Here is a 17,035-nt window from a genome sequence, read left to right as displayed (position 1 = left end):
GGAAAATCGGTCTTATGTCCTCAAGGTGGGGCGGAGAAGGCGAACTCGCTGGCACCTGGATGCCTACGCGCCGCCGCCCCGCTCGGTCGACGAGCGGGGCGGCGAGGTTGGTCAGCCAGACGAAGGGGTCAACCGTCGGCAGGGGTCATCCGGCGCAGCTCGTTGATCTCCTTCTGCTGTGCCTGCTTCGATGCCTCGGCCAACCGGACCACCTCGGGCCGGTCCGAGACCTTGAGCACCCCGTCGGCCATGTGCACGCCGCCAAGATGGTGATCGATCATCAGCTTGATGAAGAGTCGGTCGACCTCGACGCCCTGGGCCTCGTGCAGTTGGGTGATCTCCTCGCGGGTCGCCATGCCCGGCATCAGCCCGTCCGGGCCCACCGGCACCGCGTCGGGCATCCACTCCATCGCGGGCCGTGAACCGGTGGGCAGCAACTCCCACTCCTGCAACCAGCGCTGCATGTGACCGATCTGAGCCTGCTGGGTCAGGGCCATGTCGTAGCCCATCTGCCGGATCGCCGGATTCTGCGCCTTGGCGTACGCGATCATCGCCATCTCCACCGCCTGGGCGTGGTGTCGGGACATGTCCCGGGCGAAGCCGGCCTCGGCCGAGTCGTCACCTGGAGCCCGGTCCGACACCAGGGTCGCGGCCGTCCACCCGATGCCGAGCAGCAGGACCGCCGCCATGACCAGGGTCAGGTAGCGCAGCGCCCGGGACGGCCGGTGGAGTTCGGTGCCGTTGCGCTCCGCCGGGGTCGCCTCCTGGATAGCGCTGGGCATGTCAGCCACCCGTCGGCGGAGCCAACTCGCGCGGCTCGGTGCCGGTGCCGGTGGTGTAGTTGCCGGAGGAGCAGGGCACGCCCGGCTCGATCGAGGCGTTCTGCGCCAGGGTGGTGACGAACTCCTTGATCCGCGGGTCGTCGGCGCTGTCGACCTTGAGCTGGTAACCCCACGCCTGGAGCGACACGGCGGCGTCCAGCCCCTCGTACGGGCTCATCAGCATGAAGTCGTTGCCCCGGATCACGCTTGCCAACTTCTCGACATCGGCCGCGGGCAGGTCGGGGCGGTAGGTGAGCCACACCGCGCCGTGCTCCATGCTGTGCACCGCGTGCTCGGCCGCGATCGGCGCGTCGTAGACGTCGCCGAGGCAGCGCTGCCAGGCGTTGTTGTGCGCGCCGCCGACCGGCGGACTGTACTTGTATTCGATCTTGCCGGCCTGGTGCGACTCGTAGGTGAGGCTGTCCGGGTCGTCCTGGCGGTAGTTGACGATGCCCGCGATGTCGGCCGCCTTGTCCTCCCAGGACTGGCTGCCCTTGAAAGTCGCCCAGGCGCCGAATCCGATGATCGACGCGGCGAGTACGCCGACGGCGACGAACAGGGCGATCGGTCCCCACGACCGGCCCTGGCTGACCTTCACCGGGGTGATCGGCTTACGTGGCCCCTTGCCGCCCCCCGCGCGCTGGGCCGAGCCGGCCTTGCCCGGGCCAGCCTTGGCTCCGGTCGCCTTGGCGCCGGCGGCCGGCCGTCCCGCCGCCGGCTTCTTGCCGGTGCTGACCACGGTCGGGCGGCGCTCTGGGCCGCCCGGGGTGCTGATACTCATCGTGCCTCGTCAGGTCGGTCGGTCAGGGGCTCTGGCGGGCCGGGTTCGGTTGCTGGGTCGCCGCCGCGGGGACCGAGTCTACCCCCGATAACATGGATCGGTGACTCCTGCAGAACTCGCCGAAGCTGTCCTCGCCGCCGCTCACGCCGTCTTCGCCGACCGAGAGCTGGACCGTTCCGCGCTGCCGGGGCACACGACGGTCGAGCGACCGCGCAACCCGGAGCACGGCGACTACGCGGCCACCCTGGCGCTTCAGCTGAGCAAGAAGGTCGGCCTGCCGCCCCGGGAACTGGCCGCCGCGCTCGCCGCCGAGCTGGCCAGCACGCCGGGGATCAAGTCGGTCGAGATCGCCGGCCCGGGCTTCCTCAACATCCGACTCGACGCGGCCGCCGCGGGACAGCTCGCCCGTGCGATCGTCGAGGCGGGCGACGAGTACGGTCGCGGCGACCGGCTCGCCGGCCTGAAGATCAACCTGGAGTTCGTCTCGGCCAACCCGACAGGCCCCGTGCACATCGGTGGCGTCCGTTGGGCGGCGGTCGGCGACGCGTTGAGCCGGCTGCTGCGAGCGACCGGCGCGGAGGTCGGCACCGAGTACTACTTCAACGACGCCGGTTCGCAGATCGACCGCTTCGCCCGCTCGCTGCTGGCCGCCGCCCGCAACGAGCCGGCGCCGGAGGACGGCTACGGCGGTGCGTACATCGCCGAGATCGCCGAGCAGGTCACCGCCCGGCGGCCCGACGTGCTGGCCCTGGACGACGCCGCCGCCCAGGAGGTCTTCCGGGTCGAGGGTGTCGCGTTGATGTTCACCGAGATCAAGTCCTCGCTGCGGGACTTCGGGGTCGAGTTCGACACCTACTTCAACGAGAAGGACCTGCACGATCGCGGCGAGCTGGAGCACGCCCTGACCCGGCTTCGCGAGCAGGGCCACCTCTTCGACTACGACGGCGCCACCTGGCTGCGGACCACCGACTTCGGCGACGACAAGGACCGGGTGCTGCGCAAGTCCAACGGTGAGTGGACCTACTTCGCCGCCGACTGCGCCTACTACCTCGACAAGCGGGAACGGGGCTTCGACCGGGTCGTGATCATGCTGGGGGCGGACCACCACGGCTACGTCGGCCGGATGAAGGCGATGGCCGCCTGCTTCGGCGACGACCCCGAGCAGACGCTGGAGATCCTCATCGGCCAGCTGGTGAACCTGGTCCGCGACGGCGCGCCGGTCCGGATGAGCAAGCGGGCCGGCACCGTGGTGACCCTGGAGGACCTGGTCGACGCGATCGGGGTGGACGCCTCCCGCTACGCGCTGGCCCGGTACTCCAGCGACTCGCCGATCGACATCGACATCGAGTTGTGGACCCGGGCCACCCGGGACAACCCGGTCTACTACGTGCAGTACGTGGCGGCCCGCACGGCAAGCGTCGGCCGCAACGCCGCCGAGGTCGGCCTCACCCGGGGCGACGCGGCGTCGTTCCGGCCCGAGCTGCTCGACCACGACAAGGAGAACGAGCTGCTCAAGGCGCTTGCCGAGTTTCCCGCCGTGGTGGCCGCCGCCGCCGAGCTGCGGGAGCCGCACCGGGTGGCCCGGTTCCTGGAGGACCTGGCCGGGGCCTACCACCGGTTTTACGACAACTGCCGGATCCTGCCCCGGGGCGACGAGGCCGTCACCGACCTGCACCGGGCGCGACTCTGGCTCAACGACGCGACCCGGGTGGTCATCGCCAACGGGCTGCGTCTGCTCGGCGTCTCGGCGCCGGAGCGGATGTAGTCGTGAGCGCGAGAAGTGAGGCCGCGGGTCCCGCGGTCGCGAATCCAGGGAGGCACTGATGCGGGCGCACGAGGCGGGCGCGCTGCACGGCGACATCGGCAACCGGGGGCCGGCCTGGCTGCGTACCCCGGACGACGTCAACGCCCTGGTGCCGCAGTTGTGGCCGCGCCACGTGACGCGCGGCACCGACGGCGCGCTCACCGTCGCGGGCCTGGGCGTACGCGACATCGCCGCCGAGTTCGGCACCCCGGTGTACGTGCTCGACGAGGACGACCTCCGCTCGCGCTGCCGGGACTTCCAGGCGGCCTTCCCGGACGAGGACATCTACTACGCCGGCAAGGCCTTCCTCTGCCGGGCGGTGGTCCGGATGATCGCCGAGGAAGGCATGTTCCTCGACGTGTGCAGCGGCGGGGAACTGGCCGTGGCGCTGGCCGGCGGGATGCCGCCGGAACGGATCGGCTTCCACGGCAACAACAAGTCGGTGGCCGAGCTGACCCGGGCCCTCGACGTCGGCGTGGGCAGGATCATCGTCGACTCGTTCCACGAGATCGAGCGGCTCACCGCGTTGGCCCGCGAACGCGGCGTACGGCCCCGGGTGCTGATCCGGGTCACCGTCGGGGTGGAGGCGCACACCCACGAGTTCATCGCCACCGCCCACGAGGACCAGAAGTTCGGCTTCTCCCTCGCGGGTGGGGCGGCCCTGACGGCGGCGCTGCGCGTGCTCGACGAGGACGTGCTGGAGCTGCGTGGCCTGCACTCGCACATCGGCTCGCAGATCTTCGACACCAGCGGCTTCGAGGTCTCCGCCCGTCGGGTGCTGGCCCTGCAGGCGCAGATCCGCGACGCCCGCGGCGTCGAACTGCCCGAGCTGGACCTCGGCGGTGGTTTCGGCATCGCATACACCTCGCAGGACGATCCCGCCGCCCCGCACGACCTGGCCAAGCGGCTACGCAAGATCGTGGACTCGGAGTGCGCGGCGGAGCGGCTGGCCACCCCGCACCTGTCCATCGAGCCGGGCCGGGCGATCGTCGGCCCGGCCGTGTTCACCCTCTACGCGGTGGGTACGGTCAAGGATGTCGACGGCATCCGGACGTACGTCAGCGTCGACGGCGGGATGAGCGACAACATCCGGACCGCCCTGTACGACGCGTCGTACTCGGCGACCCTGGCCTCTCGGGCGAGCGCCGCCGGGCCGATGCTCGCCCGCGTGGTGGGAAAGCACTGTGAGTCCGGGGACATCGTGGTGAAGGATGAATTCCTGCCCGCCGACGTGCAGCCCGGAGATCTTGTCGCGGTGCCCGGCACGGGCGCGTACTGCCGCAGCATGGCCAGCAACTACAACCACGTGCCCCGCCCCGGCGTGGTCGCGGTGCGCAACGGCCGGGCCCGGCTGATCGTTCGACCGGAGACCGAAGAGGACCTGCTCGCTTTGGATGTGGGATGACGTCACCTGTACGCCTCGCCCTGCTCGGCTGCGGCACCGTCGGTGCCGAGGTGGTCCGGCTGCTGCACGAGCAGTCGGCGGACCTCGCCGCCCGCGTCGGTGCTCCGTTGGAGATCGCCGGCATCGCCGTACGCCGGATCGGGCGCGACCGCGGCGACCTTCCCGTCGACCCGGCCCTGTTCACCACCGACGCGCTCGGGCTGATCAAGCGGGACGACGTCGACGTGGTGGTCGAGGTGGTCGGTGGCATCGAGCCGGCGCGCGGCTGGCTGGTGGAGGCGTTGCGGGCCGGCAAGAGCGTGGTCACCGCCAACAAGGCGTTGCTCGCCGAGGACGGCGGTGCCCTGCACGACGCGGCGGCGGAGGGCGGCGGCGACCTCTACTACGAGGCGTCCGTGGCCGGGGCCATCCCGCTGCTGCGACCGCTGCGGGAGTCGCTGCACGGTGACCGCATCACCCGGGTCACCGGCATCGTCAACGGCACCACCAACTTCATCCTCTCCGCGATGCACGCCACCGGTGCCGGGTTCGCCGAGGCGCTGGAGGAGGCGACCGAGCTGGGGTACGCCGAGGCCGACCCCACGGCCGACGTGGAGGGCTTCGACGCCGCCGCCAAGGCGGCCATCCTCGCCTCGCTGGCCTTCCACAGCCGGGTCGCCGCCGCCGACGTGCACCGCGAGGGCATCACCGAGGTCACCGCCGCGGACGTGGCCAGCGCCAAGGCGATGGGCTGCACGATCAAACTCCTCTGCATCGCCGCGCGTGGTGCCGACGGGCAGGGCCGGGAGACGGTGAGCGTCCGGGTGCACCCGGCGATGATCCCGGTCACCCACCCCCTGGCCAGCGTCGGCGACGCGTTCAACGCGGTCTTCGTCGAGGCCGAGGCGGCCGGGCAGTTGATGTTCTACGGACGCGGTGCCGGTGGGGCGCCGACCGCCAGCGCGGTGCTCGGCGACGTGGTGGCGGTGGCCCGCAACCGGCTCGCCGGGGTCCGCGCGGCCAGCGAGTCCGCGTACGCCGACCTGCCGGTGCGGCCGATGGGTGAGGCGCTCACCCGCTACCACATCAGCCTCGACGTGGCCGACCGGCCCGGTGTGCTGGAGTCGGTGGCCGGGGTGTTCGCCCGGCACGACGTCTCGATCGCCACCGTCCGTCAGGTGCCGGCCGCCGGTGCCGCCGGGGCGGCCGGTGACGCCGTCCTGGTCATCGTGACCCATGTCGCGCCGGACGCGGCGCTCGCGGCGACCGTGCGGGAACTGCGTGGGCTGGACATCGTCCGGGCGGTGGCGAGCGTGCTGCGGGTCGAGGGCGGGCTGTGAGCGCCCGGGTCAATCGCGGAGGCGAGGAGAGCGTGATGTGGCGTGGTCTGATCGACGCCTACCGGGATCGGTTGCCGGTCACCGAGGCCACGCCGGTGGTCACCCTGCACGAGGGGAACACTCCGCTGCTGCCGGCGCCGGTGCTCTCCGCCCGGCTCGGCTGCGACGTGTACCTCAAGGTGGAGGGTGCCAACCCGACCGGCTCCTTCAAGGACCGGGGCATGACGATGGCCGTCTCCAAGGCGGTCGAGGCCGGCAACAAGGCGATCATCTGCGCCTCCACCGGTAACACCTCCGCCTCCGCCGCCGCGTACGCGGCCCGGGCCGGGATGACCTGCGCCGTGCTGGTGCCGCAGGGCAAGATCGCGCTGGGCAAGCTGGCGCAGGCGCTCGTGCACGGCGCCAAGCTGCTCCAGGTCGACGGCAACTTCGACGACTGTCTGGCGCTGGCCGCCAAGCTCGCCCAGGACTACCCGGTCGCACTCGTCAACTCGGTGAACATCGACCGGCTGCACGGCCAGAAGACGGCCGCCTTCGAGATCGTCGAGGCGCTCGGCGACGCGCCCGACATCCACTGCCTGCCGGTGGGCAACGCCGGCAACATCTCCGCCTACTGGATGGGTTACGCGGAGGACCATGACGCCGGCAACGCCAGCCGGCTACCGAAGATGTACGGCTTCCAGGCGGCTGGGGCGGCGCCGATCGTGACCGGGCAGGTGGTGGCCGAGCCGTCCACCATCGCCACGGCCATCCGGATCGGCAACCCCGCGAGTTGGACGAAGGCCCTGGACGCGCGGGACACCTCCGGGGGCCTGATCGAGGCGGTCACCGACCGGGAGATCCTGGCGGCGTACCGGCTGCTGGCCCGGGAGGTCGGTGTCTTCGTGGAACTGGGCAGCGCGGCGAGCGTCGCCGGCCTGCTCCAGCAGGCCGCCGCCGGCCGGGTGCCGGCCGGGGCGACGGTGGTCTGCACGGTCACCGGGCACGGTCTGAAGGATCCGGAGTGGGCCATCTCGACCGCTCCCGCCCCCGTCACCATCGCCAACGATCCGCTCGTCGCCGCCCGCTCCCTCGACCTCGCCTGACCCCGGCACCTCCCGCCGGCGGAGAGGGACAACGGCGATCCGCCGGTGCAGTCAGCTCGACAGCGCGCGGAGTACCTGGTGATGGCGGCGCCGAGCCGGTGCTGCCGTCGGCGTGATCCCCGCCCGCCCCGGAGATCGGCAGACCGACCGGGTCGGGCACACTGCTCGTACCCCTCGACCGTCTCCCTCAGGAGTGAGCCTCGCGATGTCGCTGCTCGCCAGATTCAGCCTCGCCAACCGAGGGCTGGTAGCCCTCATCGCGGTGGTGACCACGGCCTTCGGTGCGTACGCCGTGCCATCACTGAAGCAGCAACTCCTACCGTCACTGGAGTTCCCCGCCGCATTCATCGTGGCCCAGTACCCCGGTGCCGCACCGGAGGTCGTCGAGTCCGAGGTCGCCGAGCCGATCGAGGACAGCCTGCGCGGCATCTCCGGTCTCGACTCGGTCATCTCGACCTCCCGCGAGGGCCTGACCACCATCCAGGTGCAGTACGAGTTCGGTACCGAACTCGACGACATGGTCAGCAGGATGCAGACCGCGATCAACCGGACCAGCCTGCCGGAGGGCGTCGACCCGCAGGTGATCGCGGGCAGCACCGACGACCTGCCGGCGGTGGTGCTGGCCGCGTCCGGCGACGACGACGAGCGGATCCTCGCCGGCAAGCTACGGGACACCGTGGTGCCGGAACTGGCAGCGATCGACGGCGTACGCGGTGTCGAGCTGACCGGAGTCCGGGACGAACTGGTGGTGATCACTCCGGATCCGGCGAAGCTGGCGAAGGCGAAGGTGCAGCCGACCGCGATCGGCACGGCGTTGCAGGCCAACGGCGTGGCGGTGCCCGCCGGTGCCGTGCTGGACGGCCAGCGCACCCTGCCGGTGCAGGTGGGCGCCCCGCTGACCACCCTGGACGAGCTGCGGGACGTGATCGTCGCTCCGCCGGTCAAGAAGGCCGGACCGGTCCGCCTCGGTGACGTCGCCACGGTCGAGGAGCAACTCGCCCCGGCCACCGCCATCACCCGTACCAACGGCCGGGAGAGCCTCGGCATCGCGGTCACCGCCGACCCGGACGGCAACGCGGTGGAGATCTCGCACGCGGTCGCCGACCGGCTCGCCGACCTGCGGTCCGCCACGGGTGCCGAGTTGACCGTCGTGCTCGACCAGGCGCCGTTCGTGGAGAAGTCCATCAAGACGCTGAGCACCGAGGGCCTGCTGGGTCTGATCATGGCCGTGGTGGTCATCCTGGTGTTCCTGCTGTCGGTGCGTTCCACACTGGTCACCGCGGTCTCCATCCCGCTGTCGGTGGTGGTGGCGCTGATCGCCCTCTGGATCGGTGACTACTCGCTCAACCTGCTCACCCTCGGCGCGTTGACGGTCGCGGTCGGCCGGGTGGTGGACGACTCGATCGTCGTGCTGGAGAACATCAAGCGGCACCTGACCTACGGGGGGCCGAAACGGCCGGCGATTCTCACTGCCGTCCGCGAGGTGGCCGGTGCGGTGACCGCGTCGACGTTGACCACGGTGGCCGTCTTCGCGCCCATCGCCCTGGTCGGTGGCTTCGTCGGGCAGCTCTTCGCACCCTTCGCGATCACGGTCACCGTGGCGCTGCTCGCCTCGCTGCTGGTGTCGCTGACGGTGATCCCGGTGCTCGCCTACTGGTTCCTCAAGCCGGTCAGCGCCGCGGCCGACGGAGCGGCGGTCCGGCGGGCGGCGGAGGAGCGCGAGCTGCGCAGCCCGTTGCAGCGGGCGTATCTGCCGGTCATCCGGTTCGCCACCGGGCGGCGGGCCTACCGGTGGGCGACCCTGGCGGCGGGACTGCTGGTGCTGTTCGGCACCTTCGGGTTGGCCCGGCAGTTGGAGACGAACTTCCTCGACGACTCCGGTCAGGACACCCTCAACATCCGCCAGGAACTGCCGGTCGGCACCGGGTTGGCCGGCACCGACGCGGCGGCCCGGCGGGTCGAGGCGGTGCTGGCGGACACTCCGGGTATCGACTCGTACCAGGTCACCGCCGGTGGCGGCGACACACCCTGGGCCGGCAGCGCCGGCAACAACGTGGCCAACTACGCCCTGCGGCTCGGCGAAGAGACCGACGCGAAGGCGATGCGGGGCGTGCTGCGGGACCGGTTCACGGCGCTCGGATCCGAAGCCGGCGAGATCACCTTCCCGGCCGGCCAGGGCGGGGCGTCCGCCAACGAACTGGCGGTCATCGTCCGGGCCGCCGATCCCGAGGTGCTGGCCGCCGCCGCGAAGCAGGCCGAGACGGCGCTGACCGGCATCGGCGGGGTCGAGGACGTCTCGACCACCCTGGCCGAGCGGGTACCCCGGATCGACGTGACGGTCGACCGCGTGGCGACCAGCCGGGCCGGGCTCACCGAGGCCGCCGTCGGTCAGCTGGTGTCGCAGTCCTTCCGGGGTACGCCGCTGGGTCAGGTGACCGTCGACGGCGCCGCCCGGGACGTGGTGCTGCGCCTGTCGGCGGCACCGCCGATGACCGTGGCGGAGCTGCGGGCCCTGCCGGTGGGCGGGGTCAAGCTGGACGACATCGCCGACGTCACCGAGACCACCGGCCCGCAACAGGTGCGACGGATCGACGGCGAGCGCAGCGTCTCGGTGACCGGCACGGTCACCGGCTCCGACCTGGGCGCGATCAGCACCGAGCTGCAGAGTCGGCTCGACGCGATCGACGTACCGGGGGCCACGTTCTCCCTCGGCGGGGTCAGCGCCGAGCAGCGGGAGACCTTCGCCGACCTGGGCCTGGCCGTGCTGGCCGCGATCGCGATCGTTTTCCTGATCATGATGGCGACGTTCCGCAGCGTAGTGCAGGCGCTCATCCTGCTGGTCTCCATTCCGTTCGCGGCCACCGGAGCGATCGCCCTGCTGCTGGTCAGCGGCACCGCACTGAGCGTGCCGGCGCTGATCGGTGTGCTCATGCTGGTCGGCATCGTGGTGACGAACGCCATCGTGCTGCTCGATCTGGTCAACCAGTACCGAGCCCAGGGCATGGGTGTGCGGGAGGCGGTGGTCGAGGGTGGACGGCACCGGCTGCGGCCGATCCTGATGACCGCGATCGCCACCATCTTCGCGCTGACGCCGATGGCCTTCGGGCTCACCGGAGAGGGCGGTTTCATCTCGCGACCGCTGGCCATCGTGGTGATCGGCGGCCTGCTCACCTCCACCCTGCTCACGCTGATCCTGGTGCCGACGCTGTACGCCATGGTGGAGGACACCAAGGTCTCGGTGCGGGCGTGGCGACGTCGCCGCCACGGTGACCCGGCCGGTGCACCGGGTGCCGGCGAGGCCGACGACGCCGATGGCACCGCGCCGGACACCGACCGGACGCCGGTGGGTGCGCAGGCCCGTGCCGGCACGGCGGACACCGGCCGGCGGGAGAGCCGGCCGGTACCGGCGGCGCCCTCCGGGGCATTGATCGAGAACACCGACCAGTTCGAGGTGCTCCGGCTGCCGAAGACCCGCAACTCGCCGTTCCCGCCGAACGGGTGACCGGGGGTCCCCGGAGGGTCCTCGGGCCCTCCGGGGATGTTCGCGCTCCGACTCGGCCACCGACGGTGGCCGGGTATGGTCCGCTCCGTGGCGTCCACCCTCTCGGTCCTCACCCGCAACCGGAACTTCCGCAATCTCTTCCTGGCCGAACTGGTGGTCTTCGGTGCCGACTGGTTCGTCATGGTGCCGTTGCTGGTGCTGCTGCCGAAGCTGACCGGCAGCGGGGTGTGGGGTGCCCTGGTGCTCGCCGTGGACACCGGCATCGTGGCGCTGTTGCTGCCGTACACCGGCACCATCGCCGACCGCTTCGACCGGCGCACGATCATGATCGTCTCGAACGCCGCCGCGCTCGTCGGCGTCCTGCTGTTGCTCGGCGTACGCGATGCCGGCACGGCCTGGCTGGCGCTGCTCGGTATCGGCGTGGTCGCGGTGGCGAAGGCGTTCTACTCCCCGGCGGCGCAGGCGGCGCTGCCGAACGTGCTCGATCCGGACGAGCTGGCCGCGGGCAACGCGGTGGCCGGTTCGGCGTGGGGCACGATGACCGTCGTCGGCGCGTCGCTCGGTGGGGTGCTCAGCGCGGCCGCCGGGCCGTACGCCTGTTTCTGGGTCGGCGCGGTCGGGCTGGTGATCGCCGCGGGCCTGGCCACGCTCATCCGCCGCCCGTTGCAGGCAACCCGGGAACGGGGTGCGAAGCCGCCGCAGACCTGGGCGGCGATCCGCGAAGCCCTGGTCTACATCGGGCACCGTCCGCGGGTGCTGGCGCTGGTGACGGTCAAGTCGGCGGTGGGTCTCGGCAACGGTGTGTTGACCGTCTTTCCGCTGCTCGCCGGGGTGTACGGGGTCGGCGCGCTCGGTGCCGGCCTGCTGTTCGCCGTCCGTGGTGCCGGCGCGTTGGTCGGTCCGATCATGATGCGTCGGGTGCTGACCAACCGCGCCTGGCTGCTGCCCGGCCTGGCCCTGTCCATGTCGGCGTACGGACTGGCCTACCTCGGTACCTCCGTGGCCGCCTGGTTCCCGCTGGTGCTGGTCCTGGTCTTCGTGGCGCACTTCGCGGGTGGCAGCAACTGGGTGATGTCGAACTTCGCCCTGCAGGGCGAGGTGCCGGACCGGCTACGGGGTCGCGTCTTCGCCACCGACATGATGCTGGCGACCCTGGCGATCTCCGTCAGCCAGCTGGTGGTGGCCGCGGTCGTGGACATCGTCGACGAGCGTGTCGTACTGGCCGGCTGCGGCCTGGTCACCCTGGTCTACGCGATCGGCTGGCGGATCGCGACGCGGGGCCTGTCGCTCGCCGCGTCGCCACCCGCCGTCGCGGAGAACCGGTAGCGAGGTGCGGTCCGCCGGCCGTCGGTGTTCGGCGTCCCAGGTGCCGGGCGATGCTCCCCATCGGTGGCGGCTGTCCCTAGCATGGGCGGGGTGTCGACCACATTCGTCGCCGAACCGGTCCGGGTCCGGGTGCCGGCCACCAGTGCGAACCTGGGGCCGGGCTTCGACGCGCTCGGGCTGGCCCTCGCGCTCCACGACGACGTCGCCGCCGAGGTGACGGCCGGGGGCGTGACGGTGACGGTGATCGGCGAGGGAGCCGGTGATCTGCCGGTCGACGACAGCCACCTGGTGGTACGCGCCATGCGCGCGACCTTCGACGCGCTCGGTGTGCAACCGCCGGGGCTGGCGGTGGAATGCGTCAACCGCATCCCGCAGGCGCGCGGGCTCGGCTCCTCGTCGGCGGCGATCGTCGCCGGGGTGCTGCTGGCCCGGGCGCTGGTGGCGGAGGGCGCAAGTCGCCTCGGCGACGACGCGGTGCTGCGGCTGGCCGCCGAGATCGAGGGCCATCCGGACAATGTCGCACCCTGCCTGCTCGGCGGCTTCACCCTGGCCTGGACGGAGCCGGACGGTTCCCGGGCGGTGTCGCTGCCGGTGGCCCACGGCGTACGCCCCACGGTGCTGGTGCCGGCCGAGCGGGGGCTGACCGCCTCGGCCCGTGCGGCGCTGCCGGCCACCGTGCCGCACGCCGACGCCGCGTTCAACGCCGGCCGGGCGGCGCTGCTGGTGCACGCGTTGACCACGCAGCCGGCGCTGCTGCTGCCGGCGACCGCCGACCGGCTGCACCAGGGCTATCGCGCGACGTCGATGCCGGGCACGAACACCCTGGTCAACGAGCTGCGTGCGGCCGGTGTGGCGGCCGTGGTCAGTGGTGCGGGCCCCACCGTGCTCGCCCTGTCCGAGCTGCCCGTAGAATTCGACGCGGGAACAGACTGGCGGCTGCTGCGGTTGCCGGTAGATGTATGCGGGGCGCAAGTCGAACGGGGTAGACTCGGACACGCGGAGCGGGACCCTGTTGCCGCAGGTCGCAAGAGTTGATTACGCTCTAGACTTAGCACAGCCGCGAAGCATGCGATCTCCCTGCGGGTCGGCGCACCCCCGAAGCTTTCGGCGGTAAGCCCGTCACCCCTGCCTAGGCCCACGCCGCACCGCAGTCTTCACTGGTCGCCGCAGACGGCGAAACCCCGCCCACCGCTCCATCTGGTGGGTCGGGAGACCGACCGGCTGCTGTGTTAAAGACTCCCGCGAAGCGTCATGCGAGGCGGGTGTACCGAGGCCGCCCGGCCACCTGTTGTCGATTCCGGGCAGTCCCGGCCTATCGAGGGAAGGAATCCATTGAGCGACACCACCGACGTGACGTCGGATGTTTCCAACGTCGCTGGCGATGCCACCACCGCTGCCCCCGCCCGCCGCCGGCGCAGCGGCACCGGCCTGTCGGCGATGCTGCTGCCGGAGCTGCAGAGCCTGGCCGCGTCGCTCGGCATCTCGGGGACGGCTCGCATGCGCAAGGGCGAGCTGATCAGCGCGATCACCGAGCGGCAGGGCGGCACTGCCGGGGCCCCTCGACCACGGGCCGAGGTCGCGGCGGCCGCCGCACCGGTCCGCGAGGAGGTGCACGCGGAGGTACGGGACGCCGGCGAGCGGCCGGAGGCCGAACGTCGTGGCGCCGAACAGCCGGCGGCGAGCGTCGAGGCGAGGGCCGTGGCCGTACCCGGCGGAGCCGGACCGCCGTGGCGGAACCGCGCGCCGAGGAGGCCGCCGCCGAGGGCGAGCGGTCCGAGGGCCAGTCCGGCCGTGACCGTGGCGCCGACCGCGCCGACCGTGCCGAGCGGGGCGACCGTGCCGAGCGCGGTGAGCGTGCCGAGCAGGGCGACCGTGCCGAGCGCGGTGAGCGTGCCGAGCGGGGCGACCGTGCCGAGCGCGGTGAGCGCGGTGACCGTGCCGAGCGCGGTGACCGTGCCGAGCGCGGTGAGCGTGCCGAGCGCGGTGACCGGAGTGACCGAGCGAGCGCGCCGACCGTGGTGACCGCGGCCAGCGCGGCGAGCGGGACAACGACGGTGACGACGACGGCGACAGCGGCGGTCGGCGCAGCCGGCGCAGCCGTTTCCGGGACCGCCGGCGGGGCCGGGGTGACCGCAACGATTCCGGCGGCGACGGCGGCCGTGAGCCGCAGGTCGGCGAGGACGACGTGCTCGTGCCGGTGGCCGGCATCGTCGACGTGCTGGACAACTACGCCTTCGTCCGGACCACCGGCTACCTGGCCGGTCCCAACGACGTCTACGTGTCGATGTCCCAGATCAAGAAGTACGGCCTGCGGCGCGGTGACGCGATCACCGGCGCGGTCCGGGCGGCCCGCGACGGCGAGCAGCGGCGGGACAAGTACAACCCGCTGGTCCGGCTGGACACCATTAACGGGATGGAGCCGGACGAGGCCAAGCGCCGGCCGGAGTTCTACAAGCTCACCCCGCTGTACCCGCAGGAGCGGCTGCGGTTGGAGACCGAGCCGCACATCCTCACCACCCGGGTCATCGACCTGGTCATGCCGATCGGCAAGGGGCAGCGGGCGCTGATCGTCTCGCCGCCGAAGGCCGGTAAGACCATGGTGCTGCAGGCGATCGCCAACGCCATCACGCACAACAACCCGGAGTGCCACCTGATGGTGGTGCTTGTCGACGAGCGACCCGAAGAGGTCACCGACATGCAGCGGTCGGTCAAGGGCGAGGTCATCGCGGCCACGTTCGACCGCCCGCCGCAGGACCACACCACCGTCGCCGAGCTGGCGATCGAGCGGGCCAAGCGCCTGGTCGAGCTGGGCCACGACGTCGTCGTGCTGCTCGACTCGGTGACCCGGCTCGGTAGGTCGTACAACCTGGCGGCGCCGGCCAGCGGCCGGATCATGTCGGGTGGTATCGACTCGACGGCGTTGTACCCGCCGAAGCGGTTCCTCGGCGCGGCCCGCAACATCGAGAACGGCGGCTCGCTGACCATCCTCGCCACCGCCCTGGTGGAGACCGGTTCCATGGCGGACACGGTCATCTTCGAGGAGTTCAAGGGCACCGGTAACGCGGAGCTGAAGCTGGACCGGAAGATCGCCGACAAGCGGACCTTCCCGGCCATCGACATCCACCCGTCCGGCACGCGCAAGGAGGAGATCCTGCTCGCGCCGGAGGAGTTGGCCATCGTGCACAAGCTCCGCAAGGTGCTGCACTCGCTGGACTCGCAGGCGGCGCTCGACCTCCTGCTGGACCGGCTCAAGCAGTCCCGTACCAACATCGAGTTCCTGATGCAGATCGCCAAGTCGACGCCGGGGGAGTAACTCCCGCCGACGAAGACCGACGAAGGGGCGTGGCCGGATCCGGCCACGCCCTTCTCGGGTGGATCGGCCGCAGGAATGCTCGGCCCGGCGGCGGGAATGCGTACGTGAGGCCAGATGTTGCTACCGGCGACCAGCCGACGCGGCCCGCCTCCAGGGCCCACCGAAGCCCATGGCAGACTGGTCAATCGGCCACCGGTTCCGGTTCACGCCCCCATCGGCAGGCAGGCCAGGGGCGACCCGGCGACCACAGACGAGAGGACCGAGGCGACATGAAGCCCAACATCCACCCGGAGTACGTGACCACCGAGGTCAGCTGCTCCTGCGGCAACACCTTCACCACCCGCAGCACCGCCAAGGGCGGCTCGATCCACGTCGAGACGTGCAGCGCCTGCCACCCGTTCTACACGGGCAAGCAGCGCGTGCTGGACACCGCTGGTCGGGTCGCGAAGTTCCAGCAGAAGTACGCCAAGGTTCAGGGCAAGAAGGCCAAGTAGCTCCTCGTCTGACGCCCGCGTCCGGTTCACCGCCGGACGCGGGCGTCGTCCGTCTGTGTCCGGTCTCAAGGAGCGATCCCCAGCATGAGCAGTGAACGCCTGGCCGCCCTCCTCGACGAGTACGCCGAGTTGGAGAAGCGGCTGGCCGACCCCGCGATCCACGCCGACCAGGGCACCGCCCGTCGGGTCGGCCGTCGCTACGCCGAGTTGGTGCCGCTGCACAAGGCCGCCGCCGAACTGGAGCAGGCCCGCGCCGATCTCGCCGCGGCGCGCGAACTGGCCGCCGAGGACGCCTCCTTCGCCGCCGAGGCCGAGACGATCGCGGCGACGCTGCCGGTGCTTGAGGAGCGTCTCGCCGAACTGCTCATCCCTCGTGACCCGCACGACGCCAAGGACGTCATCGTCGAGATCAAGGCGGGTGAGGGCGGTGAGGAGTCCGCGTTGTTCGCCGGTGACCTGCTGCGCATGTACACCCGGTACGCGGAGCGGCGCGGCTGGGTCACCGAGGTGATCGACGCTCAGGACTCCGACCTCGGTGGCGTCAAGGACGTCTCGCTGGCGATCAAGGCGAAGGGTGTGCCGGAGGGCGGCAACGGCGTCTGGTCCCGGTTGAAGTGGGAGGGTGGCGTGCACCGGGTGCAGCGGGTCCCGGTCACCGAGTCGCAGGGACGCATCCACACCAGCGCGGCCGGCGTACTGGTGCTGCCGGAGGCCGAGGAGGTCGACGTCACCATCGACCCGAACGAGTTGCGCATCGACGTGTTCCGCTCGTCCGGGCCCGGGGGACAGTCGGTGAACACCACGGACTCGGCGGTGCGGATCACCCACCTGCCCACCGGCATCGTGGTCTCCTGCCAGAACGAGAAGTCCCAGCTGCAGAACCGGGAGCAGGCGATGCGGATCCTGCGCGCCCGGCTGCTGGCAGCCGCGCAGGAGCAGGCCGACGCCGCCGCGTCGGACGCCCGCAAGGCCCAGGTGCGTACGGTGGACCGCTCGGAGCGGATCCGCACCTACAACTTCCCGCAGAACCGGATCACCGATCACCGGATCGGCTTCACCGCGTACAACCTGGATCTGGTACTTGCCGGGGAGTTGGACGGCGTGCTCGACGCGCTCGGCGAGGCGGACCGGGCCGCGCGCCTGGCGGGCGACGCGGAGCTCACCCGCCGCTGAGACGCCGCCGTC

General features: G+C 71.5%; 11 protein-coding genes and 1 pseudogene. 10 read left to right on the top strand and 2 right to left on the bottom strand.

Annotated features, from left to right (window positions below; translation table 11 throughout):
• Positions 1 to 128: 128 nt before the first annotated feature.
• Positions 129 to 782 carry a DUF305 domain-containing protein gene (locus ENC19_RS14195; RefSeq protein WP_164447662.1) on the bottom strand — a complete coding sequence of 218 codons (654 nt, stop codon included), beginning with the start codon at positions 780 to 782 and terminating at the stop codon, positions 129 to 131.
• A gap of 1 nt (position 783) precedes the next feature.
• On the bottom strand, positions 784 to 1,602 hold the full coding sequence (locus tag ENC19_RS14190; protein ID WP_164447661.1) for a DUF3105 domain-containing protein: 819 nt from the start codon (positions 1,600 to 1,602) through the stop codon (positions 784 to 786).
• 100 nt (positions 1,603 to 1,702) lie between these two features.
• On the opposite strand from ENC19_RS14190, the gene argS reads away from it, so the two are divergent.
• From argS to prfA, 10 genes and pseudogenes are all read left to right on the top strand, one after another.
• Complete coding sequence (gene argS, locus ENC19_RS14185) at positions 1,703 to 3,367, top strand: arginine--tRNA ligase (protein WP_164447660.1); 1,665 nt, start codon at positions 1,703 to 1,705, stop codon at positions 3,365 to 3,367.
• Between the two features lie 58 nt (positions 3,368 to 3,425).
• On the top strand, positions 3,426 to 4,811 hold the full coding sequence (gene lysA / locus ENC19_RS14180) for a diaminopimelate decarboxylase (protein WP_164447659.1): 1,386 nt from the start codon (positions 3,426 to 3,428) through the stop codon (positions 4,809 to 4,811).
• Positions 4,808 to 6,130 (top strand): homoserine dehydrogenase, encoded by a 1,323-nt coding sequence (locus ENC19_RS14175; RefSeq protein ID WP_164447658.1) that lies wholly within the window; start codon positions 4,808 to 4,810, stop codon positions 6,128 to 6,130. Before lysA ends, ENC19_RS14175 begins: the two co-directional genes overlap by 4 nt.
• Positions 6,131 to 6,165: 35 nt before the next feature.
• A complete protein-coding gene (gene thrC / locus ENC19_RS14170) occupies positions 6,166 to 7,215 on the top strand; it encodes a threonine synthase (RefSeq protein ID WP_164447657.1) in 1,050 nt (349 codons plus the stop codon).
• Positions 7,216 to 7,420: 205 nt separating this feature from the next.
• Positions 7,421 to 10,717: an efflux RND transporter permease subunit gene (locus tag ENC19_RS14165; protein ID WP_164447656.1), complete on the top strand. Its 3,297-nt coding sequence runs from the start codon at positions 7,421 to 7,423 to the stop codon at positions 10,715 to 10,717.
• An 87-nt stretch (positions 10,718 to 10,804) separates the two neighbouring features.
• Entirely contained in the window at positions 10,805 to 12,043 is a 1,239-nt protein-coding gene (locus tag ENC19_RS14160) for an MFS transporter (RefSeq protein ID WP_164447655.1), read from the top strand.
• A gap of 90 nt (positions 12,044 to 12,133) precedes the next feature.
• Positions 12,134 to 13,078, top strand: a complete 945-nt coding sequence (gene thrB / locus ENC19_RS14155) for a homoserine kinase (protein WP_164447654.1) — start codon at positions 12,134 to 12,136, stop codon at positions 13,076 to 13,078.
• Positions 13,079 to 13,375: 297 nt separating this feature from the next.
• A pseudogene (gene rho, locus ENC19_RS14150) lies at positions 13,376 to 15,356 on the top strand (transcription termination factor Rho).
• Between the two features lie 269 nt (positions 15,357 to 15,625).
• Positions 15,626 to 15,850, top strand: a complete 225-nt coding sequence (gene rpmE, locus ENC19_RS14145; RefSeq protein WP_093405395.1) for a 50S ribosomal protein L31 — start codon at positions 15,626 to 15,628, stop codon at positions 15,848 to 15,850.
• An 84-nt stretch (positions 15,851 to 15,934) separates the two neighbouring features.
• On the top strand, positions 15,935 to 17,023 hold the full coding sequence (gene prfA, locus ENC19_RS14140) for a peptide chain release factor 1 (protein WP_164447653.1): 1,089 nt from the start codon (positions 15,935 to 15,937) through the stop codon (positions 17,021 to 17,023).
• Positions 17,024 to 17,035 lie beyond the last annotated feature (12 nt).

The sequence above is a fragment of the Verrucosispora sioxanthis genome, from assembly GCF_010560025.1.
Taxonomy (GTDB): domain Bacteria; phylum Actinomycetota; class Actinomycetes; order Mycobacteriales; family Micromonosporaceae; genus Micromonospora; species Micromonospora palythoicola.
This window is presented reverse-complemented; position numbering and strand designations above follow the sequence as displayed.

Bases quoted from the DNA above. Each gene is read 5' to 3' on its own strand.
- ENC19_RS14195 (WP_164447662.1), bottom strand. From the start codon at position 782: ATGCCCAGCGCTATCCAGGAGGCGACCCCGGCGGAGCGCAACGGCACC.
- ENC19_RS14190 (WP_164447661.1), bottom strand. From the start codon at position 1,602: ATGAGTATCAGCACCCCGGGCGGCCCAGAGCGCCGCCCGACCGTGGTC.
- lysA (WP_164447659.1), top strand. From the start codon at position 3,426: ATGCGGGCGCACGAGGCGGGCGCGCTGCACGGCGACATCGGCAACCGG.
- ENC19_RS14175 (WP_164447658.1), top strand. From the start codon at position 4,808: ATGACGTCACCTGTACGCCTCGCCCTGCTCGGCTGCGGCACCGTCGGT.
- thrC (WP_164447657.1), top strand. From the start codon at position 6,166: ATGTGGCGTGGTCTGATCGACGCCTACCGGGATCGGTTGCCGGTCACC.
- ENC19_RS14165 (WP_164447656.1), top strand. From the start codon at position 7,421: ATGTCGCTGCTCGCCAGATTCAGCCTCGCCAACCGAGGGCTGGTAGCC.
- rpmE (WP_093405395.1), top strand. From the start codon at position 15,626: ATGAAGCCCAACATCCACCCGGAGTACGTGACCACCGAGGTCAGCTGC.
- prfA (WP_164447653.1), top strand. From the start codon at position 15,935: ATGAGCAGTGAACGCCTGGCCGCCCTCCTCGACGAGTACGCCGAGTTG.